The 23,858-nt window shown below is 72.0% G+C and carries 20 protein-coding genes; 8 read left to right on the top strand and 12 right to left on the bottom strand.

Going from position 1 to position 23,858, the window contains the following annotated elements; genetic code table 11:
* Positions 1–116: 116 nt before the first annotated feature.
* Complete coding sequence (locus ACFYVL_RS29875) at positions 117–1,241, bottom strand: aminoglycoside phosphotransferase family protein (RefSeq protein WP_389250266.1); 1,125 nt, start codon at positions 1,239–1,241, stop codon at positions 117–119.
* Positions 1,242–1,475: 234 nt separating this feature from the next.
* On the opposite strand from ACFYVL_RS29875, the gene ACFYVL_RS29870 reads away from it, so the two are divergent.
* Positions 1,476–2,972: a hypothetical protein gene (locus ACFYVL_RS29870; RefSeq protein WP_389250264.1), complete on the top strand. Its 1,497-nt coding sequence runs from the start codon at positions 1,476–1,478 to the stop codon at positions 2,970–2,972.
* 1 nt (position 2,973) lies between these two features.
* On the opposite strand, the gene ACFYVL_RS29865 is transcribed toward ACFYVL_RS29870, so the two are convergent.
* Together ACFYVL_RS29865 and ACFYVL_RS29860 are read right to left on the bottom strand one after the other, a co-directional pair.
* Positions 2,974–4,395: a PP2C family protein-serine/threonine phosphatase gene (locus ACFYVL_RS29865; protein ID WP_389250262.1), complete on the bottom strand. Its 1,422-nt coding sequence runs from the start codon at positions 4,393–4,395 to the stop codon at positions 2,974–2,976.
* A gap of 183 nt (positions 4,396–4,578) precedes the next feature.
* Positions 4,579–5,892 carry a glycosyltransferase 87 family protein gene (locus ACFYVL_RS29860; RefSeq protein ID WP_389250260.1) on the bottom strand — a complete coding sequence of 438 codons (1,314 nt, stop codon included), beginning with the start codon at positions 5,890–5,892 and terminating at the stop codon, positions 4,579–4,581.
* Positions 5,893–6,015: 123 nt separating this feature from the next.
* On the opposite strand from ACFYVL_RS29860, the gene ACFYVL_RS29855 reads away from it, so the two are divergent.
* Positions 6,016–6,183: a hypothetical protein gene (locus ACFYVL_RS29855; protein ID WP_389250258.1), complete on the top strand. Its 168-nt coding sequence runs from the start codon at positions 6,016–6,018 to the stop codon at positions 6,181–6,183.
* Between the two features lie 127 nt (positions 6,184–6,310).
* Here ACFYVL_RS29855 and ACFYVL_RS29850 read toward each other — a convergent pair whose 3' ends face one another.
* Entirely contained in the window at positions 6,311–7,384 is a 1,074-nt protein-coding gene (locus tag ACFYVL_RS29850) for a glutamate--cysteine ligase (RefSeq protein WP_389250256.1), read from the bottom strand.
* Between the two features lie 123 nt (positions 7,385–7,507).
* Here ACFYVL_RS29850 and ACFYVL_RS29845 point away from each other — a divergent pair, with 123 nt between their 5' ends.
* Positions 7,508–8,293: a PTS sugar transporter subunit IIA gene (locus ACFYVL_RS29845; RefSeq protein ID WP_389250254.1), complete on the top strand. Its 786-nt coding sequence runs from the start codon at positions 7,508–7,510 to the stop codon at positions 8,291–8,293.
* A 34-nt stretch (positions 8,294–8,327) separates the two neighbouring features.
* The gene (locus ACFYVL_RS29840) at positions 8,328–9,902 is read left to right on the top strand and encodes a PTS ascorbate transporter subunit IIC (RefSeq protein ID WP_389250252.1); all 1,575 of its coding nucleotides are present in this window, start codon (positions 8,328–8,330) and stop codon (positions 9,900–9,902) included.
* A 22-nt stretch (positions 9,903–9,924) separates the two neighbouring features.
* Here ACFYVL_RS29840 and ACFYVL_RS29835 read toward each other — a convergent pair whose 3' ends face one another.
* Positions 9,925–10,770 carry a carbohydrate-binding protein gene (locus ACFYVL_RS29835; protein ID WP_389250250.1) on the bottom strand — a complete coding sequence of 282 codons (846 nt, stop codon included), beginning with the start codon at positions 10,768–10,770 and terminating at the stop codon, positions 9,925–9,927.
* An 86-nt stretch (positions 10,771–10,856) separates the two neighbouring features.
* On the bottom strand, positions 10,857–11,768 hold the full coding sequence (locus tag ACFYVL_RS29830; RefSeq protein WP_389250248.1) for a helix-turn-helix domain-containing protein: 912 nt from the start codon (positions 11,766–11,768) through the stop codon (positions 10,857–10,859).
* A 252-nt stretch (positions 11,769–12,020) separates the two neighbouring features.
* Between ACFYVL_RS29830 and ACFYVL_RS29825 the strand changes: the two genes are divergently transcribed.
* Entirely contained in the window at positions 12,021–12,686 is a 666-nt protein-coding gene (locus tag ACFYVL_RS29825; RefSeq protein WP_389250246.1) for an alpha/beta hydrolase, read from the top strand.
* A 22-nt stretch (positions 12,687–12,708) separates the two neighbouring features.
* Here the strand turns inward: ACFYVL_RS29825 and ACFYVL_RS29820 are convergent, their stop codons facing one another.
* The 3 genes from ACFYVL_RS29820 to ACFYVL_RS29810 all read right to left on the bottom strand — a co-directional run bounded on the left by ACFYVL_RS29820 (position 12,709) and on the right by ACFYVL_RS29810 (position 16,002).
* Positions 12,709–13,647 carry a YihY/virulence factor BrkB family protein gene (locus ACFYVL_RS29820; protein WP_389250244.1) on the bottom strand — a complete coding sequence of 313 codons (939 nt, stop codon included), beginning with the start codon at positions 13,645–13,647 and terminating at the stop codon, positions 12,709–12,711.
* Positions 13,648–13,758: 111 nt separating this feature from the next.
* Positions 13,759–14,136, bottom strand: a complete 378-nt coding sequence (locus ACFYVL_RS29815; RefSeq protein ID WP_389250671.1) for a hypothetical protein — start codon at positions 14,134–14,136, stop codon at positions 13,759–13,761.
* Between the two features lie 243 nt (positions 14,137–14,379).
* Positions 14,380–16,002, bottom strand: coding sequence for a metallophosphoesterase (locus ACFYVL_RS29810; protein ID WP_389250242.1), 1,623 nt, complete (start codon positions 16,000–16,002; stop codon positions 14,380–14,382).
* 162 nt (positions 16,003–16,164) lie between these two features.
* Between ACFYVL_RS29810 and ACFYVL_RS29805 the strand changes: the two genes are divergently transcribed.
* On the top strand, positions 16,165–16,941 hold the full coding sequence (locus ACFYVL_RS29805; protein ID WP_389250240.1) for a GNAT family N-acetyltransferase: 777 nt from the start codon (positions 16,165–16,167) through the stop codon (positions 16,939–16,941).
* A 73-nt stretch (positions 16,942–17,014) separates the two neighbouring features.
* On the opposite strand, the gene ACFYVL_RS29800 is transcribed toward ACFYVL_RS29805, so the two are convergent.
* Entirely contained in the window at positions 17,015–18,154 is a 1,140-nt protein-coding gene (locus tag ACFYVL_RS29800) for an epoxide hydrolase family protein (RefSeq protein ID WP_389250238.1), read from the bottom strand.
* Between the two features lie 150 nt (positions 18,155–18,304).
* Complete coding sequence (locus tag ACFYVL_RS29795) at positions 18,305–20,365, bottom strand: phosphocholine-specific phospholipase C (protein WP_389250236.1); 2,061 nt, start codon at positions 20,363–20,365, stop codon at positions 18,305–18,307.
* Between the two features lie 216 nt (positions 20,366–20,581).
* Between ACFYVL_RS29795 and ACFYVL_RS29790 the strand changes: the two genes are divergently transcribed.
* Positions 20,582–21,805 carry a cytochrome P450 gene (locus ACFYVL_RS29790; RefSeq protein ID WP_389250234.1) on the top strand — a complete coding sequence of 408 codons (1,224 nt, stop codon included), beginning with the start codon at positions 20,582–20,584 and terminating at the stop codon, positions 21,803–21,805.
* 113 nt (positions 21,806–21,918) lie between these two features.
* Positions 21,919–22,863 (top strand): TIGR01777 family oxidoreductase, encoded by a 945-nt coding sequence (locus tag ACFYVL_RS29785; RefSeq protein WP_389250232.1) that lies wholly within the window; start codon positions 21,919–21,921, stop codon positions 22,861–22,863.
* Positions 22,864–22,885: 22 nt separating this feature from the next.
* Here ACFYVL_RS29785 and ACFYVL_RS29780 read toward each other — a convergent pair whose 3' ends face one another.
* Complete coding sequence (locus tag ACFYVL_RS29780; RefSeq protein ID WP_389250230.1) at positions 22,886–23,374, bottom strand: hypothetical protein; 489 nt, start codon at positions 23,372–23,374, stop codon at positions 22,886–22,888.
* Positions 23,375–23,858 lie beyond the last annotated feature (484 nt).

Genomic DNA, 23,858 nt, shown 5'->3' with positions numbered 1-23,858 from the left:
CACCGCAGGCCGGTCCTCCCCGGGCAGCACGGAGGGCAGTACCCGCGCCCAGGCACTGCCCTCCGTACTTCCCCCGTCCCGTCCCGCCGGCGGCGCCCCGCGGAGGGACATTCCGGTCAGCGGGTGCCCACCGCCGCGCGCACCGCCCTGCGGGCCAGCGCGCAGTCGTCGTGCAGCCGCCGCAGCAGGAGCCGCTGCTCCTCGCCGGGGGAGATGCCCGCCGGGGTCAGCGCGGACACCGGCGGTGCTTCGCGCATGGTGCGCTGCACCTTCGCCTCGTACGACCGGACCTCGCGGGTCGTGACGAGCATCAGGTTTACCAGGAAGGCGTCCCTGGCCGCGGTGCCGGCGGCCTGCGCCAGCTGGCTGATCTGACGGCGGGCGACCGGGGAGGCGTCACCGAGGACCATCCAGAGGGTCGCCAGGTCGTACCCCGGCAGATACCAGCCCGCGTGTTCCCAGTCGACCAGCACTGGACCGGCCGGCGACAGGAGAATGTTGGGGAGCAGGGCATCGCCGTGGCAGAACTGCCAGGGGAGCGAGGACCGGCCGATGCCGTGCAGCAGCTTCTGCAGGTCACCCAGGTCCCGGTCGGTGAGCAGGCCCAGGGCGTGGAAGTCCGTGAGCCGTTTTCCGTAGTTGAGGGGCTGGCCGAACATCTCGCCCGGCGGACGCCAGTGGTTCAGCTTGCCGATCGCGCCGAGGGCGGCCCGTACGTCGGCCCGCGGGGGAGCCTCGGCCGGGTGCCGCGTCAGGGCCGCGGCCCGGCCCGGCATCCGCTCGATCACCAGCGTGCAGTTGTCGGGGTCCGCGGCGATCAGCCGCGGCACCCGTACCGGCGGGCGGTGCCGCACGAAGGCGCGGTACGCAGCTATCTCGTGCCTGAACCGCTCGGTCCACTGTTCGGAGCGGTCGAGTAAACACTTCGCGACCGCGGTCGTGCGTCCGGTCTGCCCGACGAGCAGTACGGAGCGTCCGCTGCGTCGCAGTACCTGTACCGGCTGGAACTCCGGGCAGATCCGGTGTACCGACTGGAGCGCCGTCCGAAGTTGCGCGCCCTGGGGGCCGGACAAGTCGATTCTCCCGCTGAGCGGTTGGGATCCGGGGCCCGCCGTACGCCGCCCCCGACCGGTGCCCACCGCAGCCGCGGCATGGTTGGGATCGAGATACGGGCCGCTGCCCGCCACCAGGGGACGGTGCGGCCGGGGCGGGGCGGTCACGGAGGACGATGCTGTGTACATGAGCGGTACAGGTCCCTTCGTGCGCCGACGAATTGCGTTGCGCTCCCCGCCCCGGCACACGGTCCGCACCCTGGGGAGTACGAGCCGGTTGCCGGGTCGGGGTGGCGCATTCCTACCTGACCACCGGCCGCGGGTGGTACACCATGTGGCGCACCCTGGCGAACCCTGGCGAATAGTCGCCACGCATATCGCGGCGCGTTAATGTCAAGTCAGCCGAGAACCTGGGGGCTTGACGTGACCGGAGAACCCAACACCCGCCTGAACGACCTGTTCGGTCTTACCGGCTGGTCCAAGGGCGAACTCGCCAGAATGGTGAACCGGAAGGCGGCGGCCATGGGCCATCCGCAACTGGCCACCGACACTTCGCGGGTACGACGCTGGATCGACATGGGGGAGTCCCCCCGCGATCCGGTGCCAAGGGTGCTGGAAGCTCTGTTCACCGAGCGGCTCGGCCGTGTCGTGACCATCGAGGACCTCGGGTTCACTCGCACTGGCCGCACGGGACGCCGCCGAATCACGGGCAAGCCCGAGAACCCCGACGGAATGCCGTGGACGTCCGAGCAACTGGCCGAGATCCTCTCCGAATTCACGGGAATGGACCTCATGCTCAACCGACGCGGCCTGGTGGGCGCGGGCGCCGCGCTCGCCGCCGGCTCCGCACTGACCAGCGCCATGCACGACTGGCTGCACTCCGACCCCACGCTCGCGGCCGACGCGCCGCGGATCAACGACCCCCTGCACGTGGAACGCGCCGGGTACGACCTGTACGAAGCGGCCCCCGTCGGGTCGCAGGAGATCGACGCCCTGGAGCGTTCGGTCGACGTCTTCCGCGCCTGGGACGCCTCACGCGGCGGCGGACTCCAGCGCAAGGCCGTCGTCGGCCAGCTCAACGAGGTGGGCGGCATGCTCGCCTACCGCCAACCCGCCCACCTTCAGCGCCGGTTGTGGGGCGTCGCCGCCAACCTGGCGGTCCTGGCGGGCTGGATGTCGCACGACGTCGGCCTGGAACCCACCGCCCAGAAGTACTTCGTCATCGCCGCGCACGCGGCGCGCGAGGGCGGCGACCGGCCGCGGGCCGGCGAGGCACTGTCCCGGGCGGCACGTCAGATGGTGCACCTCGGCAAGCCCGACGACGCACTGGACCTGATGAAGCTCGCCCAGTCCGGCTCCGGCGAACAGACCCTGCCGCGCACCCGGGCGATGCTGCACACCATCGAGGCCTGGGCGCAGGCGTCGATGGGGCAGGGGCAGGCGATGCGGCGCACCCTCGGCGAGGCCGAGGAGCTGTTCGTCTCCGACAAGGGCGACGTGGACCCGCCCAGCTGGATGCAGATGTTCGACGAGGCGGACCTGCACGGCATGCAGGCCCTCGCGTTCCGTACGCTCGCCGAGCACGAGCCGTCGGCCGCGGTCACCGCCCAGCGGCACGCCAGGCTCGCCCTGGAGCTGCGTCCCGACGGCCGTCAGCGCTCCAAGCTCTTCGACCACATCTCGATGGCCTCGGCCTGCTTCATCGGCAACGACCCCGACCAGGCCGACCGGTACGCCCGGCTCGCCCTGAGTTCCATGGGGGAGACCTCCTCGCACCGCACGTGGGACCGGCTGCGCAGCATGTACCGGCTCACCGCGCAGTACGCGGACTACCCGATGATCGACGACCTGCGCCGGGAACTGGAGCGGGTGATCCCGCGCAAGGCGGCCGGGCAGGCCAGGGGGGCGAAGGCGGTCTGACCTACTCGCCGATCCTGGCGATCAGCACGCAGGCGTCTTCTTCGCGCTCCGTCTCGCCGAACTCCTCCAGCACCAGCCGTACGCAGTCGCGTGCGCCGTGGGCTTCGGCCAGCCGTGGGGCGAGGGACAGCAGCCTGTTCCGGCTCTCGTCGTCCGTGCTGCTGCGCCGCGACAGTCCGTCGGTGTGCAGGAGCAGCAGGTCGCCCCGGCGCAGGGTCACTTCGGCCTGCTCGTACGCCGCTCCCGGCGTCGCACCGAGCAGCATGCCGCGCGGCGGGTTCAGCGGGCGGCCCTCGCCGTCGCGGAACAGCAGCGGGGCGGGGTGTCCGGCCTGCGCCCAGGTGAGCAGCCTGCTCTCCGGCTCGTACTGACAGCACACGGCGCTGCCCAGCGAAGGGTGGACGGAGGAGGATTCGAGCAACTGGTTGAGGTGTCCCATCAGCGCGCCCGGACGCACGCCCGCCAGGGCCATGCCGCGCAGTGCGCCCAGCAGCATGGCCATGGAGGAGGTGGCGGTCACGCCGTGCCCGGTGAGTCCGCCGACCGTCAGCAGGGAGGAGCCGTCGGACAGTTCCATCGCGTCGTACCAGTCGCCGCCGACCAGATCGCCGCTGGCCGAGGGGAGGTAGTAGGCGGCGAGGTCGAGCGCCCCGCCCGCCGGGAGGGGCGCGGCCCCGCGCCAGGGCGGCAGGACCGCCTCCTGGAGCTGGACGGCCACCTTCCGCTCGGCCTGGGCGAGCCTGCGGGCCTGCTGGAAGGAGTCCTGGTTCTCCCGGACGGCGCGCTGGGCCAGGCGCAGGGTGCTGACGTCGCGCAGCACCGCCCACATCGAGGCCGTACCGCCGTCGGCGTCGAGGACCGGCTCGCCCATCATGTGCAGGGTGCGGATCTCGCCGTCGTCGGCCCGGACGATCCGGAACTCCCCGTCCAGCGGTTTCCCGTCGACCAGGCAGTCGGTGACCATTCCGGTCAGCAGGCACTGGTCCTCGGGCAGCAGCATCGACGGCAGCTCGTCCAGCGAGAGCGGGCCGCCGGCGGGGGCGCGGCCGAAGATCTCGTACAGCTCGTCGGACCAGCTGACCTGGTCGGTGAGGAGGTTCCACTCGGCGCTGCCGACCCGGGTGAGCAGCGAGGCCGGTGCGGGCGCGGGGAGCGGGACGGTGACCGGCGACTCGGCGGGGACGGCGGGCAGGCCGTCCTTCAGCTGGCCCAAGTGGGCGCCCAGGTCGTCGAGTTGGTGGACCGCGAGGTCGCACAGGGCGCGCTGCCAGCGCATTTCGGCGTCGTCCTCGTCCACCGGGGCGTCCCGGCGGACCGCGTCCATGTCGCCGCGCAGCCGGCGGGTCTGCGTGATCAGTGCGTCGACCATGCCCCGCTCGGGAGGCTGCGGCGCGGAACGGTCCGCGAACAGTGGGGACGGCATGGCGTACTCCGAGGGCAGGCGCGGCCGGGGCGGGCTGTCGGGTCTTCGTTCTTCGTGCGGACGCGAGCGCGGGCGGGAGGAAGTCGACCGTTAAGACTCTGGCACAGGGGGCAGGGGCCCGTAAGGCGTTTGGCAACACTCGATCCGGTGGTGCAGCTGGCATATGCCAAAGGCCGTCGGGGGCTAACGCACCTTCTGCCCCTCGCGCCCCGCACGCCACAGCCGTACGGCGGACAGGCCCGCCGCCGCGAGGAGCAGCAGGTTCCGCACGAAGAGGTTCGCGATCGCCAGCCAGTCGGCGTCGTCCCTCAACTCCCGGTACAGCAAAGGGAATCCGAGTGTGGTGAAGAGACAGGCCGCCAGGATCAGCCAGGCCACCGGCCGCTGCGAGCTCTCCCGCCGCAGCAGACACACGGCGGCCAGACCGACCAGCCACACCAGATACTGCGGACTGATCACCCGGCTGGTCACCACGAACAGCAGTACGGCGGTCAGTGCCGCGTCCGGCAGCAGCCACGGCGCGCGGCGGGTCGAGCGCAGCCGCCAGTACAGCAGCCAGCCGAGGGCGAGCACCGTCAGGCACTGCATCACCAGTGACACGCTCTCCACGTACGGGCCGACGAACTCGTGCGAGCCGTCCTTCGCCTTCCAGGTCCCGCTCCACCCGAAGTGCCGGGCCACGTGGAACGGCAGCGCCCCCACCGACTCGATCTGGATGCCGCGCGACTTCTGGGCGGTGAGGAAGGACAGCGCGTGCGGCATCGCCAGCGCGAACACGGCCAGCAGCACGGCCCCGGAGACCAGCGCCGACAGCCAGGACACCCGGGTGCGGCGACCCCGCTCGGTGCCCACCAGCAGCAGCGCGGGCCACACCTTGACCAGCGCACCGAGCGCGACCAGCGCCCCGAACGCCTTGTCCGCCCAGCGGCGCGAGGAGCCCGCCACCACCAGGGCGGCCATCGCCACCGCCGTCACCTGGAGGTCGAACCGGTTCCACGGCATCGTCGAGAGCACGGCCGTCGCCACCGTCCACAGCCACGCCCCGGCCATCGAACGCCCGCGCCGCACCGCCAGCCACAGCAGCCCCGCCACCACCAGCGCGTCGGCGAGCGCGGCGGTCACGATGAACGCGGTCCCGTAGTCCAGCGACGGCAGCAGCCCCGGCGCGAGGATCGGCAGGGCCGCGCCCGGCGGGTACTGCCAGCTCACGTCGTGCGCGGGGAAGGTCCCCGAGGACAGCACCTCGAACCAGCCCCGGTACACCCGGTCCACCGACGGGTCGAGCGTGCCGTCGCCGTCCAGCGGGGGCAGCTTGAGCGCGGCGGGCACCAGCCACAGCCGGGTCAGCACCCAGACGACCACCAGGGTCCACGGGGTACGGGCGAGGCGGCCGAGGACCGGCCACCGGCGGCCGGCGACGGCGTCCTCGGCGAGCGGACCGCTCGCGGGGCGCGGAGCGCCGTCGGTGGGGGCGGGACGGGAGTGGGGGCTGGGCATCCCTGAACTCTACGAGGCCGACGAGGAGCGCATAACGCCAGGTCGGGCGGGCCGGTGCATGTCCCCCCACGGGTCGGGTACCTGGCGCTCACCCGCCCTCCCGATCGACCGAAGGAGACCGTGATGACCGACCGCCGCCAGGACGGACCCGAGGAGCAGCCTCCCGGGATCCCCCGCGATCTGCCCGACCAGCAGTACTCCCCGGCGAACGACGGGGAGCGCGATGCGGAGGGGCCGGGGCTGGAGGACGCGAGCCCCGACGACACGTCCGTGGAGGAACCCGCGGACTAGCGCCGCGGGCCGGGGAAGCCGGCGAACCGGCGGCGCGAGGACCAGGACCCCGCGGACCGGCGTCGCGGGGAAGGACCCCGCGGCCCCGCCGCGGTTCTCGCCCCGCCCGCTCCGCGCCCCGCGCCCCTCATGCCGTCGTCCTGCGCGCGCACTCCTCGACCACCGCGCGCAGGTCTCCCGTCCGGCGCAGCAGGGCCCGCTGCACGTGTGCGCCGTTGCCTCGGGCCAGCAGCGCGTCCAGGTGCTGCTTGACCAGGTCGGTGTCGCCGCTGTCGCGCAGGGCCTCCGAGACATGGCTGAGCAGGGCCCGTACGACGGTTTCGGCGGGGGCGGGCGTCAGGGTGCGCGGGTCGACGAGCTCGCCGCACAGCCCCGAGCGGGCCGCCCGCCAGGAGGCCAGGCGCAGCAGCCCCACCCCGGTGTTGTCCGGCGGCCCGCCCTCGGCCCACTCGCGCGCCGCCGTCTCGACCAGGGCCCGGACCAGCGCGGCGATCAGCACCGTGTCGTCCGCCTCCAGGCACACGTCCGGCACCCGCACCTCGACGGTGGGGTAGTGGCGCGACAGCCGGGCGTCGAAGTAGATCATCCCCTCGTCGAGCAGCGTGCCGGTGGCGAGCATGCCCTGCACCTGGCGGTGGTAGTTCTGGGCGGTGCCGAAGTGCTCGGTCGCCCCGGTCGAGGGCCACCGCCCCCACACCCGGCTCCGGTAGCTGCTGTACCGGGTGTCCCTGCCCTGCCAGAACGGGGAATTGGCGCTCAGCGCCACCAGCGGCGGCAGCCACGGCTGTATCCGGTCGAGCACCGCCACTCCCTCCTCGTCGGACTCCACCGAGACGTGCACATGGCAGCCGCAGGTCAGCTGCTCCAGGGCGGTCAGTCCGAACTCCTCCTCCAGCCTCCGGTAGCGGTCGCCCGAATTGATCGAGGGGTCCACCGGGAGCGGGGAGGTCGCCAGGGCCGCCAGTTCGGCGCCCGCCCGGCGCGCCCCGGCGGACGCCTCGCCCCGCCACCTGCGCACCTCGGCGGCCAGCCCCTCGATGGTGTGCCGGGGGCGGGTCGCTATCTCCAGCTGCTCCCGGTGCAGTTCCTTCTCCAGCGTCGAGCCGTCCGGCAGCGCGGCCAGGACGACCCCCGAAACGGCCCGCGGCTGCCCGGTGCCGTCGACCAGCAGAAGCTCCTCTTCCACTCCCACACTTCGCATGCGGTAGCCCTTCTCGACAGATGGATACGGGGCGAATTCGGCGGTGGCGGTGCGAGTGCCCTCTTTCTCTACCCAGGTGTTCTGGCCGCGCCGCATGTTCACGACTGTGCAAATATCGGTTTCATGTCGGCACTGAGTGATCTACTTCCGTCGGAAGCGGTACGACTCGACGTCCTCGTGGCGGACTGGAAGGAAGCGGTCCGGGACGCGGGCGAGGTCCTCGTCGCGACCGGGGTCACCACCGCGGACTACACCGCCGAGATGATCCGGAACGTGGAGGAGAACGGTCCGTACATCGTCGTCGCACCCGGTTTCGCCTTCGCACATGCCCGTCCGTCGCCCGCCGTGCTCAGAACCGGAATGTCCTGGCTGCGCCTCGCACGGCCGGTGGACTTCGGGCACGAGACCAACGACCCGGTGGACCTGGTGGTGGCCCTCGCCGCGCGGGACGCCGCCGAGCACACCGCCGCGATGGCCTCCCTGGCCCGGCTGCTCGGCGACCCGGAAACCTCGCGCGCCCTGCACGAAGCACCTACGCCAGAGGCACTGCACGCCGTACTCGCCGGACAGCAGGAGGTGCGTACTCCCGGGCGGGCCGCACCCGGGGCATCCGCCGGGCCCGCCGTCCACAAGATCCTCACCGTCTGCGGCAACGGAGTCGGCACCAGCCTCTTCCTCAAGAACACCCTGGAACAGGTCCTGGACCGCTGGAACTGGTCGAAGTACGTGAACGTCGAGGCGACCGACACCATCTCCGCCAAGGGCAAGGCGTCCGAGGCGGTCGCCATCCTCACCTCCCGCGAGATCGCCAGGACACTGGGCGACGTGGGAGTGCCGGTGAAGGTGGTGGAGGACTTCACCAGCACCGCGGAGGTCGACGGCGTCCTCAGGGACACCTACGACGTCTGAGACCACGGACCCACCGCACGGAGGCCGCACGCACATGGACTGGCTCGTATCGTTCGCGAAGTTCCTCGTCAACGAGGTCCTCAGCCAACCCGCCTACCTCATCGGCATCATCACCGCCGTCGGACTGATCGCCCTGCGCAAGTCCGCGGGCCAGGTCGTCGGCGGCGCCATCAAGGCGACGCTGGGCTTCCTGCTGATCGGGGCCGGCGCCTCGCTGGTCGTCGGCTCGCTCGCCCCGCTCGGCGAGATGATCCAGGGCTCGACCGGCGCGCACGGGGTCATCCCGACCAACGAGGCCATCGTCGGCATCGCCCAGGCCCAGTACGGCGCCCGGGTGGCCTGGCTGATGATCGTCGGTTTCGCGGTCAGCCTCCTGCTGGCCCGCTTCACCCCCCTGCGGTACGTCTTCCTGACCGGCCACCACATGCTCTTCATGGCCACCCTGCTGACCATGGTGCTGGCCACCGCTGGACAGGGCTCGGTGGCCGTCGTCGTCGTGGGCGGCATCCTCCTGGGCATCCTGCTGGTCGCCCTGCCCGCCTTCGCCCACCCCTGGACCAAACGCGTCACCGGCAACAACAGCGTCGCCATCGGCCACTTCGGCACCGCCGGATACATCACGGCCGGCGCCGCCGGTCAGCTCGTCGGCAAGCGCAGCCGCAGCACCGAGGAGATGAACCTCCCCGAGGGGCTGCGCTTCCTGCGCGACTCGATGGTCGCCACCGCCCTGTCCATGGTCCTCATCTACCTCATCATGTCCGTCGTCTTCCTCGCCAAGGTCGGCCAGGAGACCGCGTTCAAGGCGTTCGGCGTCGACGCGGCAGCCGCCAGCGACGTCGGCAACTACCTGATGAAGTCCGTGATGCAGGGCCTCCAGTTCGGCATCGCCGTCGCCGTCATCCTCTTCGGCGTCCGCACCATCCTCGGCGAACTGGTCCCCGCCTTCCAGGGCATCGCGGGCAAGCTCGTCCCCGGCGCCGTACCCTCGCTGGACGCGCCGATCGTCTTCCCGTACGCCCAGAACGCCGTGCTCATCGGCTTCATCTCCAGCTTCGTCGGCGGCCTGATCAGCCTCGGCCTGCTCACCTGGATCTTCAACCCGGCCTTCGGGCTCGCCCTGGTCCTGCCCGGACTGGTCCCGCACTTCTTCACCGGCGGCGCGGCGGGCGTCTACGGCAACGCCACCGGCGGCCGGCGCGGAGCCGTCGTCGGCGCCTTCCTCAACGGCGTGCTGATCACCTTCCTGCCCGCCCTGCTGCTCAAGGTGCTCGGCGCCTTCGGCGAGGAGAACACCACCTTCGGCGACGCCGACTTCGGCTGGTTCGGCTCCGTCATCGGCAATGTCGCCAAGGTCGGCGGCACCGGGGCGATCGTCCTGATGCTGCTGGTCGGCGCGGTCGTGCTGGGCGGCGCCATCCTGATGCAGAAGCGGGTCGTGGAGACCGGCTGGGACCCGGGTGCCAAGCGGGACGCCGCGCTCGGGGTGCACGCGCGGGTGACGACCGCGGACCCGGCGGACGCCGCCGCGTCCACCGGGTCCGTCACGTACGCCCGCATCGCCCCGCCCGCCGGAGCCCCGGCACCGCCGCCGAGGCCCGACGCGAAGTGAGCGGGAGAAGGCCGCCGCCCCGCTACACCGCGCGCCAGAGCGCGGGCACGTTCGGCGGTTCCCAGCCCGCGCCCGCGGTGTGCGCCTGCAGACAGGTGTAGGAGAGCCCGCCGTACGTCACCCGGTCGCCCGCCTTGTAGGTGGTGCCCGCCTTCCAGGTGCCGGACGGCGGCGGGGTGGTCGGCGGGACGGTGGGCCCGGGGTCCTGCGGGACGTTCAGGACGAAGTCGTAACTCCCCTCCCGGGTAGGCCCGTTGTCGCGCATCGTCATCAGCAGACGCGCGTCGAAGATGGTGTCGGTGTTGTTGCGCGGCTCGTTCGGGAAGTACAGCTGGGTGGTCAGCACCGGCCGGTTCGGCGCCTGCACCTTCACATGGATGTGCCGGGTGCGGCCCGGGTAGAGGCCCGGCACGATCGTGGTCAGGGTGAACGCGCCCTGCGCGTTGGTGAACTGGTGGCCGCGGAAGCGGAAGCCGGTGTTGTCGTACGCGCCGTTGACGTCCGCCTGCCAGAAGTCCAGCAGCGCGTTGGGGATCGGCCGGCAGGCCCGCCCGAAGACGTACCCGGTGACCGTCAGCCGGGTTCCCGGCGGATTGCCGTCGAGGAGCGAGGTGCGCAGCGGCGAGTTCGGCTTGAAGTACGGGCCCTCGGTCTGCGCGGGCGTCGGGTCGTCGCCGTCGTCGCACTCGGGCGTCAGTGCGGGCGCCATGCCGCTGTCGCGTGAGGTCCTGGCCAGCGCGGGGACGCCGATCATGGCGGCCGGGATCGCGACACCCGCCGCGACCGCGGCTCTCAGCACGGTCTTGCGGGTCGGGCCGGACCGTGTGGGGGAGGTGGGTACGGGTTCCGTGGGGTCGAACTTGTCCATGGTGGGGACGACTCCAAGTCGGTTCAGGAACTGGGGAGTTGAGCGGTGACGGGCGTGCTGGGGAGTACGCCCGCTTCCCCCAGAACCTAGGCCGACGGCTCCCCGTGTTCGAGGGACGGGACGCGGTAGTCGTGGTGCATTGCACCGCTGCCGCGCCGGAAGGCCCCCGGACTGAGCCCGGTCTCCCGGCGGAAGAACCGGCAGAAGTACGCGGCGTCCGCGAAGCCGACCCCGGCCGCCACCTGTCGTACCGTCAGGTCCGTGCGGGCCAGCAGCCGCTTGGCCTCGTGGACCCGGACCTGGCGCACCAGCTGCCCCGGGGTGCGGCCGGTGGTCTGCTTGACCGCCTCGTTGAGGTACCCCACGCTCACCCCGATGCCCGCCGCGCAGGACCGTACCGACCAGACCTCGGGCCCCGGCAGCGCCAGCAGCCGGACGAACTCCTGGGTGACCAGCGCGGGGCGCCCCGCCGGATCGGCCGGCCGGGGCGCCGGCTCCGCGAGCCGGGACGCCCGTACCACCAGGACGTGCAGATAGGCCCGCAGCACGGAGGCGAAACCGGCCTGGCCCGCGCGGTACTCGCGCTCCATGTCGGCGATCAGCCGCGCGAAGGCGGTGGCGTCGTCGCCGACCGGACTGAACCACGGGCGCTCGCCGAGCCCCCGCAGCAGCTCGCGGTCGCCGGGGTGGTCGATCAGGAAGTCGTCGGTGAAGAGGATGACCCGGCCGTGCAGCTCGGTGGCGTTCTCCCAGTAGTGCACCTGCCCGGGGACCACGAAGCACAGGTGCGGCGGACGCAGCTCCCAGCGGGAGAGGTCGATGACGTGGCCGCCGCGCCCGCTCGTCACGAAGACGATCTCGTAGAAGGTGTGCCGGTGCGGGAACGAGGCCCGCGACAGCGGGCCGACCGCGTCGAAGGACCCCATCGCGAAGGGGAACTGCTGGGGGGCCGGTACCTGGAGCCGGTGCAGCGGCACGGCTCTCTCCACGGTCTCCATCGCGACCGCACTCCTTCACTTCGCGCACTCGGCGGGGTGGCCGACGTCCCGCCCGGCGGTGGGCGGAAAGTGGTCCGGACCAATGCACGATGCCACGCCGGGGCGGCTCAGGGAACGGGGCAGTCCGCTCAGCGAACGGGACGGCAGCCGGATCGGTTCCGCGCCCATCCGCCCGGCCACCCGCTCCGAATCCTCCGCGCGGGCAATGGGCAGGACAGGGCAGACTCGGCAGTCGACGGACCCGGAGGCAGGATGACACCCCGACCCACCAGCACACCCCAGGCCGCTGTTCTGCTGCTGCACGGCGGACGCGAGCACGGCCTGGAGGCGCCCACGGCGCTGAACCTGCCCGGCCGCCGCATGATCCCCTTCGGCCGCGCACTCACCCGGGCCGCCGGGCGCGACCGCCTCGCGGTGCGCACCGTCACCTACCGCCACCGCGGCTGGAACGGCGAGCGCGCCGACCCGGTCCACGACGCGCTGCCCGCCCTGGAGCGGCTGACCGCCGACCTCGGCCCCGTACCGGTGGTGCTGGTCGGCCACTCGATGGGAGGCCGCACCGCCCTGCGGATCGCCGGACACCCCCAGGTGCGCGCCGTCGTCGCACTGGCCCCCTGGTGCCCGCCCGGCGAGCCCGTCGCCCAGCTCGACGGCCGGGACCTGGTACTCCTGCACGGCGACCGCGACCGTACGACCAGCCCGCGCCGCACCCGCGAACTGGCGGCCCGCGCCCGCACGGCCGGGGCCCGCGCCTGTGTCGTCACCGTCGACGGCGGCGACCACGCCATGCTGCGCCGGGCCCGCACCTGGCACACGCTGACCACGTCCGTCACCCTCGGGCTGCTCGGCCTCGCCCCGCTGCCGCCCTCCGTCGCCTCGGCCCTGAGCGTGCCGCAGGGGACGGAGATCCAGGTCTAGGGCGCCCGCCGAGGGGGCCGCCTCAGTCCGGCAGCGACCGTCGCGCCACCCTGGGGTGCCGCTGGGCCGGGCCGCGGCCCTCCAGCCTGCGCAGCTCCACGTTGAACTGGGCCCCCGTCAGCAGCGACAGGTTCGCGAACCACACCCAGACGAGGAAGACGACGACCCCGGCCAGCGAGCCGTACAGCCTGCTGTAGCTGGCGATGTTCGTGGCGTAGAAGGCGAAGCCCGCAGACGCGGTCAGCCACAGGAAAGCGGCCAGCGCCCCGCCGGGCATCGACCGCCGCACCCCTCGTGCGGAGGCCGGCCCGGTGTGGAACAGGATCATGATCAGCATGGTCACCAGGCACAGCAGCAGCGGCCACTTCAGCGCCGCCCACAGCGCCTCGCCCACCGAGCCCATGCCCAGCCAGTCGGCGAGCCCCCGGGCCATCGGCCCGGTGAGCACCAGCGCCACCGCGCTCGTCAGCAGCAGGAGCAGCAGACAGATCGCGGTCACCACGTTGATGTGCGCCTTGCGCAGCGCGGGCCGGGAGTCCTTGACGTGGTGCATGGCGTGCATCGCCCGCCGGAACACCGCCAGGTAGCTGGATGCCGACCACAGGGAGCTGACGGTGCCGGTCACCAGCAGGATCCACAGCGCCGAGGTGCCCTGCACCGCGTGCTCCAGGGTCTCCCGCAGGGCCGCCCCCGACTCGGCGGGGGCGATCGAGGAGATGTCCTGGATGAGGGACTGGGTGGCGTCCGGGTTCGCCAGCCCGATCAGCGTGACCGTGACCAGCAGGGCGGGCACCAGGGCCAGGATGGCGTAGTAGGTGAGCGCCGCCGCCCAGTCGGAGACGTCGTCGTTCCACACCGAGACGGGGGTGCGGCGCAGCGCCGTGCGGAAACGCCGGAGGGCGCCGGGAGCGCGGGGAGGGCCGCCCCGGTCGGCAGGCGGTGCGGTGGGCTCACTCGGCATGCTGCGTTCTTCCGTGAAATCGGTCGGGCATTCGCTTTGCCCCACCTTCTCACCCCGCTGCAGTACTTCTCCCCATGTGGTTCGCCGCGTTCCGCATCGGCGCCGGCCCGCTCAGCGCTCCCGGCGCGCTTCCACCCGCAGGGCGACAGCGGTGGCCACCGCGCCGATCCCCTCCCATATGCCTACCCCGAGGAACCCGGCGGGAGCACGGCCGGTGACGACGGCGAGTGTGAAAACGGTGAAGGTGAGCAGCCGGAACGGCACGGTCCAGCGGAAGAACGCCTTCCAGTCGGCCAGCGACGCCAGCACGTAGTACACGCCCATGTTCACCGCCGCCATCGAGGACGCGGTCAGGAACGTCAGGGTCTGGTCGTTCCCGGCCCGTACGGTGCCCGGCGCGGGAGCCAGCCCCATCAGTGCGAGCTGGGCGTCCGGCGCCACCAGCCCCACCACCCCGAGCGACGTGGCGAGCAGTCCGAAGACCGCCATGGTCCAGCCGGAGGGGGAACGGGGCAGCCGCACAGAGGTCTTCACAGGGGTCCTTCGCCTACGGATTCGTCTACGGGTACGTCGGATGCGTCGGGGCGCGCCGCTCGGAGGCGCGTCACGGGCGGCCCGCCGGAGCGGCCGCGGAACGCAAGGGATCAGCCACCATAACTACCTTGTGGGTACACCGCGTTCGAAAGCGGGGGCCGCCCCTGGAAGACCGGCCGCCCCCGCCCAACCCGCCTGCTAGCGGCGGAACTTCAGCGAAACTTCCGGTGACGCGTTGCCGTAGGCGTCCACGGCGGTCACCTTCGCCACGTACCGGGTGCCCCGGGGAGCGTCAGGAACCGGGACGTCCAGGACATCGGGCCGTGGCGCGAAGTAGTACTCGGAGAGCACCTTCGAGGAGACCGCCTTGGCCCCGGTCGCCGCGTCCGCGACCTCGACGCGGTAGTGGTGCACCATCTGGTCGTCCCGGCCCTGCGCGATCCGCAGCGCGAGGGCGCCCTTCGCGTCCCGCACGGCCGACAGCGGGCGGCGGTCGGTGAAGACCGGCGCGACCTTGTTGCGGTGGGCCGACGTGTACGTGAAGCCGTCCTTGATCTCCTGCGGGGTCCGGCCCTTCAGCCGCACGGTCCAGGTCCGGCCGCTGAGCGTGCCGGCGCTCGCGTACGGCGGCTGCCAGGCGGCCGACCACTTCCCGCCGGTGTAGATGTCGTGCTTGTCGGCGGCCATGTTCACCCGGGCGATCTCGGTGCGGTCCTGGTACACCTCGACGAACAGGGCCTGCGCCGTCGGCGACTCGAAGCGGTTCGCCAGACCGTTCTCGGTGATCGCCTGGTAGCCGTGGTCCATCTCCACGTACGACATGGAACCGTCGTTCACCGCGGTGAAGTCCCGCTGGTGGACCGACCGGTCGTCGTTGAGGTTGAGGTGCGAGTGGCCGGAGAAGAACACCGCCTGCGGGAAGGCGCTCAGGTCCGCGGTGAGCCGGGGGTTGGAGGTCTGCTGGCCGTCCATCACCGTGTCGGTGGCCGGCCGGTGGCCCTGCACCAGGACGGGCGTGTTCGGGGCCGCCGCGGTCAGCGCCGCGAGCCGCCGCTTCAGCCAGGCCTGCTGCCCCGCGTCGGAGTTGTACGTCTCCGTGTTGAGCGTGAAGACGTGCAGGCCCTTCACCTGCGACTCGTAGTAGCCGCCGCCGGAGTCGGGGAACCAGGCGCGCGGGTAGTTCGCGCGGATGTCGGCCAGGGAGGCGTCGTGGTTGCCGTTGGAGATCAGCACCTGGGTCCCGGTCATCCGCTTGCGCTTCAGGTTCGCGCCGAAGATCTCCGAGACGATGCGGTGGTCGGGACCCTTGCCGTCCCCGTTGTCGTTGATCATGTCGCCGTTGGACAGGATCGCGTCCGGCTCGGGGAAGATCGACCCGATGGTGTCGAAGAAGCTCTCGTACTTCTTGTCGTTGTCCTTGTGGTTGCCGATGTGCACGTCGGACATCACCACCAGCCGGGCCAGCGGCTTCTCGCCGCTCTTGACCAGATAGCCGTACGAGACGGGGATGCTGGCCCGCCGCCCCCGGAAGGCCACGGCCGTGACGTTGGTGTCCTTGGTGAGGCGCAGCGGCAGCCCGGGTATGTACAGCCTGCTCGTACGGGTGGGCGTCGTGCCGTCCAGGGTGTACCGCACGACCGCGCCGCGCTCCGCCCGCAGGGCGATCGACACGCTCCGCTCGTACCGGCCGCCGGGCCTGCTCACGGACGGCGGCGCCGGCGCCTCCGCGGCGGCGGGGGAGGGGGCGGCGGGCGCGGGGGCCGCGGTGGGGGCCAGCAGCGCCGCGGAGGCGGCGGCGATCACGAGCGGGGCGAATCTCATCGGTTTCCCTAGTCTGTCGTCCGGTCGAACAGCGGCGACGTTAGACGTCAGGACCCAGCCGCCGGGGCGCACTGGGCAACGCATACATGGCCCGTGCATGAATACCCCGGTGCAGGGAAAAACCCGGTGGCGCACGGTCGGGCCGCATGGTGCAGTGACCGGATGGATCTGGCACTGGTACGTGAGTACTTCGACACCGACATGCGCCGCGAGGCACCCAAGGACCGCCCCGGAGTGGAGCTGGAACGCGCGGGAGGCGTGGTCCGGCAGACCGGCGACGCCGACGACTGGAACGGCATCCTGTGGTCCGGGCTCACCGAGGAGAACGCGGACGCGGTGATCGCCGAGCAGATACGCCACTACGGCGCCCGCGGACTGTCCTTCGAGTGGAAGCTCTACTCCCACGACGAGCCCCACGACCTCGGCGAACGGCTCCGCGCCGCGGGCCTCGTGCCCGAGGAACCGGAAGCCCTCATGGTCGCCGAGGTCGCGGAACTCCCGGCCGGACCCGCACTGCCCGACGGCATCCGCCTGCTCCCCGTCACCGACGCCGCGGGCATCGACCTCCTGGTACGCGCCCACGAGAGCGCCTTCGGCGAGGACGGAAAGCGCCTCGGGGCCCGGCTCCTGGCCCAGTTGGAGGAAGCCCCCGACAGGCTCGGCGCGGTCGTGGCCATGGCGGGCGACGAACCGGTCAGCGGAGCCCGCGTCGAGTTCCCGCCCGGCGCCCGGTTCGCCGGCCTGTGGGGCGGCGGCACCAGCGCCGAATGGCGCGGCAAGGGCATCTACCGCGCACTGGTCGCCCACCGCGCCCGCCTCGCCGCCGAACGCGGCTACCCCTACCTCCAGGTGGACGCCATGGACACCAGCCGGCCGATCCTGGAACGCCTCGGCTTCGCCCGCCTCAGCACCACCACCCCGTACAACTACCAGCCCTAGCAGGCCGGTTGCCGTACGGGGTGGCGGCGCACGGCGGACCGTGGCCCGGCGGGCCCCGCCCGGCCGGCCCCGCTCAGCGGAGCTTGCCGAAGAAGGTCCGCACGTCCGCCGCCAGCGCACCGGGCAGTCCCATCGCGAGGAAGTGACTGCCCTGCGGGTTGTCCTCGGGCCAGTGCACGATCCTGTTGGTCCGCTCGGCCAGGCTCCGCAGCGGCGAGTACCCGCCGTAGACCCCGCTCGGCACCGCCGTCTGCCCGTCCGGCCAGCGGAACTCGCTGCTCTCGTACATGAACCACGACGAGCTGCCCGAGGTCTGCGTCAGCCAGTACAGCGTCGCGTTCGTCAGCAGCAGCTCCCGGTCGATCACCTCGTCGGGCCGCTCGGCGGTGTAGCAGAACTCCTTGAACTTCTGCAGCAGCCAGCCGAGCTGGCCCACGGGGGAGTCGTTCCACCCATGGCTGAAGGTCTGCGGCGCCGCCCGCAGCAGCGCGTGGTGGTCGACCCCGCCGCCCATCCACTGCTGCATCGCCGCGAACGCCTCGCGCTCCGACGGCGTCAGCGACGGCAGGTCCTCCGGGTTGGGGAAACCGAGCCCGCCCTCCACGTAGACACCGACCACGTGCCCGGGATCCACGGCGGCCACGGCCGGCGCGAGATAGGCACCGAGGTCACCGCCCTGGGTGCCGTACCGCTCGTACCCGAGACGCTCCATCAGCCGGGCGAAGAGCCCGGCCACCCGGCGGACGTTCCACCCGGTGCCGACCGGCGCCGAGGAGAACCCGAAACCGGGCACCGAGGGAATCACCACGTGGAAGGCCTGCGCCGCCGAACCCCCGTGCGCCACCGGGTCGGTGAGCGGCCCGATCAGCTCGGTGAACTCCACGAAGGAGTTCGGCCAGCCGTGGGCCAGCAGCAGCGGCAGCGCGTCCGGCTCGGCGGAGCGGACGTGCAGGAAGTGGATGTCCTGGCCGTCGATCTCCGTCATGAACTGCGGGAACCCGTTCAGCCGCGCCTCGTGGCCGCGCCAGTCGTAACCGTCCCTCCAGTACGCCGCCATGCCCTGGAGGTAGTCCACCGGAACACCGCGCTCCCAGCCCTCGCCGGGCAGCTGTGGAGCCCAGCGGGTGCGGGCGAGGCGGTCGCGGAGATCGTCCAGGTCGGCCTGCGGAACGTCGATGCGGAAGGGGCGGATCTCGGCGGGCGTGGCGTTCATGCTGCTCCTCGGGGTGCTCCGGACTGGCCCTCCGGACGTTAGGCGGCATGTGGGACAGGGCGTGTCCCATATGCCGCCCTCCGTCGGGCGAGCGGAGTCCGGCCCGGGGCGGGAGCGCTCGGTCCGCCCCGCCCGTCCGCAGCCGGCCGGTCAGCCGGTGACGATCGCCGGGTCGCTCACCCCCGCCTTCCCGGTCTCCACGTGCCCCGCGAACCTGCGCAGGAACGCCGCGTCCGTCGCGGACGTCACCGTCAGGTCGTACCAGTGCTTCCCGCCCCGGACGTCCACCTGCCGCACCACCTTGCCGCCCGCCGGAACGGTGAACGAGACGGGCCGCCCGCCGTACGCGTCGACGACCGTGAGCCGGCACGCGGCGCTCGCCGCGTTCGTCGCCGTCAGCACCAACTGGCCTCCGTTGCCGGTGTCGTGCCGGACCGTCACCTCGGGCCCGACGGTCGCCGCCGTCCCGCGGAACGTACACAGGAAGCCGTTCGGACCGAACACCGACAGGTCGTAACTCCCCTTCGAATAGGCGGAGTTCCAGGTGTCCGCAACCTCCTTGCCCGCCTCGGCGGTGTACGTCCACGGGCCGTCGGTGCGGTTCGCCGAGGTCACGTGGAAGCCCGCCCCCGCCGCCCTGCCGCCGCTGAGGGTGAGCGTGAACCTCCCCGTCGACGGGGTCGCCGCGCCGTCCGCGTACGGGGCGTACCGCAGCGGACGCGACGGCCTGGACCCGCGCTCCTGCTTGGGCAGCGCACCCGCCGCGGGCGGCTTCGGAACGTAACTGTCGTGCCGCTCCTTGTCCGGCGGCGCGTACGCACCGGTGTCCGGCAGCTTCGCCGGCCCCGGAACCGCGAGCGAGAAGTCGAACGCGGAGGTGAGATCACCGCAGACGGCCCGCCGCCAGGGCGAGATGTTCGGCTCGGCCACCCCGAACCTGGCCTCCATGAACCGGATGATCGAAGTGTGGTCCAGGGTCTCGGAGCAGACGTAACCGCCCGTGCTCCACGGGGAGACCACCAGCATCGGCACCCGCTGGCCGAGCCCGTACGCACCGGCCCCGTACGTGGCGTTGCCGCCGAAGTGGTCCAGGGAGGAGTCCACGGTGGACTTCCCCTGCGCGGCGGAGGCCGGCGGACGGGGCGGCACGACGTGGTCGAAGTAGCCGTCGTTCTCGTCGTACGTGATGAACAGCGCCGTCCGCGCCCATACCGCGGGGTTCGACGTCAGCGCGTCCAGCACCTTGGACACGTACCAGGCGCCGTAGTTCGCCGGCCAGTTGGGGTGCTCGCTGAACGCCTCGGGGGCGGCGATCCAGGACACCTGCGGCAGCTTCCCCGCCTTCACATCGGCGGTGAGGATGTCGAAGAACCCGTCGCCCTTCTTGGCGTTGGTGCCGGTGCGCGCCTTCTCGTACAGCGGATCGCCGGGCTTCGCGTTGCGGTACGCGTTGAAGTAGAGCAGCGAGTTGTCGCCGTAGTTCCCCCGGTAGGCGTCCTCGATCCACCCCCACTTGCCGTTCGCGTCGAGACCGTCGCCGATGTCCTGGTACACCTTCCACGACACCCCGGCCTTCTCCAGCCGTTCCGGGTACGTCGTCCAGCCGTACCCCGCCTCCTCGTTGCCGAGGACCGGGCCGCCGCCCTTGCCGTCGTTGCCCGTGTGACCGCTGAACATGTAGTAGCGGTTGGGATCGGTGGCCCCGATGAGCGAGCAGTGGTACGCGTCGCACACGGTGAACGCGTCGGCCAGCGCGTAGTGGAACGGGATGTCCCCACGCGTCAGGTGCGCCATCGTCCCCGCCGACTTCGCGGGGATCCACTGGTCGTACTTCCCCTCGTTGACCGCCCGGTGACCGCCCGCCCAGTCGTGGTTGAGACCCGCGATGAACTGCATGCCCAGGTCGGCGGCGTCCGGGTGGTACGGCAGCACCTCCTTGGCGCCGTCCCGCTGGTGGAACACCGACTTCAGCCCGTAGGGCACCACCGGACGAGGGTCGCCGAAGCCCCGTACACCCTTCATCGTGCCGAAATAGTGGTCGAACGACCGGTTCTCCTGCATCAGCACCACGATGTGGTCGATGTCCTGCAAGCTGCCGGTGCGCCGGTCGGCGGGAATCGCCGCCGCCCGGCCGATGCTGCCCGACAGCGCGGCGAAACCTGCCGTCGCGCCCGATATCTGAAGGAAACGACGGCGATTGAGATCAGGCATGAGTGTGGGGACCCTTGTCGTGGGGGGACGGAAGCACGTGGAGTGTTCCAAGAAGTGCCCTGGCAGGGAAGGGGCAGGAGAGCCCGGAGGGGGCGGCGGGCCCACTTCGTACCGACTGTTGGATGATCAATAACCCCGGCTTTACCGACAGTTCCCCCACCCTCGGACCGCCGGGAGATCCCCCCACCCCATCGACGAAGCCGAAGGAGCGTCACCATGACCACGTCGCCCCAGGTCCCCGACATCCTCTCGCCCGAGTTCGCAGCCGACCCGTACACCGCCTACCGGCTGATGCGCGCACACGCACCCCTCGTCCACCACGAGCCCACCCGCAGCTGGATCGTCTCCCGGTACGAGGACGTCGAGCGCGTCTTCAAGGACAAGGCGTCCGAATTCACCACCGAGAACTACGACTGGCAGATCGAACCCGTCCACGGCCGGACCATCCTCCAGCTCGGCGGACGCGAGCACGCCGTGCGCCGGGCCCTGGTGGCCCCCGCCTTCCGCGGCAGGGAACTGGAGGAGACCTTCGTCCCGGTCATCGAACGCAACGCCCGCGAGCTCATCGACGCCTTCCGCGACAAGGGCGAGGCCGACCTCGTCGACGCCTTCGCGACCCGCTTCCCGGTCAACGTCATCGCCGACATGCTCGGCCTCGACAAGGCCGACCACGCCAGGTTCCACGGCTGGTACACCAGCGTCATCGCCTTCCTCGGCAACCTGGCGGGCGACCCGGACGTCGCGGCGGCCGGCGAGCGCACCCGCACCGAGTTCGCCGAGTACATGATCCCGGTCATCCGGGAACGCCGGAACGCCCCCGGCGACGACCTGCTCTCCACCCTGTGCGCGGCCGAGGTCGACGGCGTGCGGATGAGCGACGAGGACATCAAGGCGTTCTGCAGCCTGCTGCTCGCCGCCGGCGGCGAGACGACGGACAAGGCCGTCGCCGCCCTCTTCGCCAACCTCCTGGCGCACCCCGAGCAGCTGGCAGCGGTCCGCGAGGACCGGACGCTCATCGACCGGGCCTTCGCCGAGACCCTGCGGCTCACCCCGCCCGTCCACATGATCATGCGGCAGGCGGCCGTCGACGTCACGGTCAGCGGCGGCACCATACCGGCGGGCGCCACCGTCACCTGCCTGATCGGCTCCGCCAACCGCGACGGCGCGCGTTACGCCGACCCGGACACCTTCAACCTCTTCCGCGACGACCTCGCCACCACCCACGCCTTCTCCGCCGCCGCCGACCACCTCGCCTTCGCCCTCGGCAGGCACTTCTGCGTCGGCGCGCTGCTCGCCAGGGCCGAGGTACGCATCGGGGTGAACCAACTGCTGGACGCGATGCCCGACGTACGGCTGGCCGAGGGCGCGACGGTGACGGAACACGGGGTCTTCACCCGGGGCCCCCGATCGCTACCGGTGGTCTTCACGCCCGTACGGTGACCCGCCGCGCGGTGCGCCGGGGCGCGACCCCCACCCCGGCGCACCGCCCCTGACCAGCGGCGGTTTAGTCTCGGGCCAGGAATCCGAGGGGGCACCTCGGAGGGGGGAGAGCGATGAGGATAGTGATTCCCGGCGGGACCGGGCAGGTCGGCGCGATTCTGAACCGCGCGTTCACCAAGGCCGGCCACGAGGTCGTCGTCCTCACCCGCAACCCCTCGCGCCCCGGCGAGATCCGGTGGGACGGGAGGACGGCGGGCCCGTGGACGGATGCGGTCGACGGCAGCGACGTCGTCATCAACCTGGCGGGCCGCAGTGTCAGCTGCCGCTACACCGACGCCAACCTGCGGGCCATGATGGACTCCCGCGTGCACTCCGCCGAGATCGTCGGCGAGGCGGTCGCCGCCGCCGCGAAACCGCCCGCGCTCTGGCTCCAGATGAGCACCGCCACCATCTACGCGCACCGCTACGACGCACCCCACGACGAGGCCACCGGCATCATCGGCGGGACCGAACCCGACGTCCCGGACTACTGGGAGTACAGCGTCCGCATCGCCAGGAACTGGGAGCGCGCGCAGGAAGCCGCCACCACCCCGCACACCCGCAAGGTCGCCCTGCGGGCCGCCATGGTGATGAGTCCCGACCGCGGCGGCGTCTTCGACGTGCTGCGGCGCATGACCCGCCTGGGGCTGGGCGGACCGGTCGCGGGCGGCGCGCAGTACCTCTCCTGGATCCACGACCGGGACGTCGTACGCGCCGTGGAGTTCCTGATCTCCCGCGACGACATCGCGGGCCCGGTCAACCTGGCCGCCCCGCAGCCGCTGCCGCACCGGGCCTTCATGCGGGAACTGCGCGGTGCGGTGGGAATGCCGGTGGGGCTGCCGGCGACGAGGTGGATGGCGTCGGTGGGCGCGTTCGTCCTGCGCACGGACACCGAACTCCTCCTCAAGAGCCGCCGGGTCGTCCCCGGCCGCCTCCTCGACGAGGGCTTCGCCTTCGAACACCCGCACTGGCGCGAGGCAGCCACCGACCTCGTCCACAGATCCCGCACAGAACGCTGACCCCACACCCCCACCGCCGGGATCACCGCCCCAGTGCTGCCGCCCAGACCTGCCGGGCCACCTCGTGCGGGTCGCCGTCGCCCGACACGACCAAATCGCAGTCGTGCCGCACCGGCTCCACGTGCTTGTCGTGCGCGTCGCGCCGGTACAGCAGGTAGTTCCGCAGCAGTACGTCGAGGGGGAAGCCGTCGCGCAGACACTTGCGGCGGATCTTCCGGGCCAGCCGCAGATCGGCGGCGAGGTCGACGAACACGTCGAAGCGCGGGACGGAAGCCGGTACGGCGACCTGCCGGGCGAAGAGCCCCTCTACGACGACCGCCCCCGCACGCCCGAGCGCGGCCTCGGCGTCCCGGCCGAGCCGCGCCAGGTCCACGGACCGCGGATCCCCGACGTCCAACCGCGGGACCCCCGCCTCGTCGGGGGTCCACACCCCATGGTCGCGATCCTGGAAGTAGTAGTCGTCCCCGTGCAGAACGGGCACCGGCCCCGCGGGCCCCACCTCGCCAAGCACCTGGGCCAGCGTGCTCTTCCCCGCCCCGGCCCCACCCGTAACCGTCACCAACAACCCCAACACCCTCTCCCCACCCAACCCAACCAACCCCACCAGTCTCTCCCCCCACCCCACCCAAACCCCCTCACACGGCGCCCCCGCCCCGCGACCCACCCCCGCTCCTCGCCCCCGCCCCGCCCCGTCCCCTTGGGCGGCGGGGCCGCCCGCCTCACCCCCCGCCCCCTTGGGCGGCGGGGCCGCCCCCCGGGGGCGGAACGGGCGGGCAAGGGGGCGGCCCCCGGCGGAGCCGAACCCCTACGGCCCCGCCCGGCCCCGGCCCACCCCCACCTCCGGCCCAGCCCGCCACCAGCACCCCCCCCTCGCCACCAGCCCCCCCCCGCCCCGCCCCCGCCCAAGGGAAACTTGCCCCATGCCACCCGCAGACCCCACCCCCAACCCCCAACCCACCCCCAAGCCCGACCACTTCACGCCCGCCGCAGGCGAC

Origin of the sequence: Streptomyces sp. NPDC004111 (genome assembly GCF_042874215.1) — a bacterium.
Taxonomy (GTDB): Bacteria; Actinomycetota; Actinomycetes; order Streptomycetales; family Streptomycetaceae; genus Streptomyces.
The sequence above is the reverse complement of the archived record's forward strand: the minus strand, read 5'-3'. Positions and strand labels throughout refer to the sequence as shown.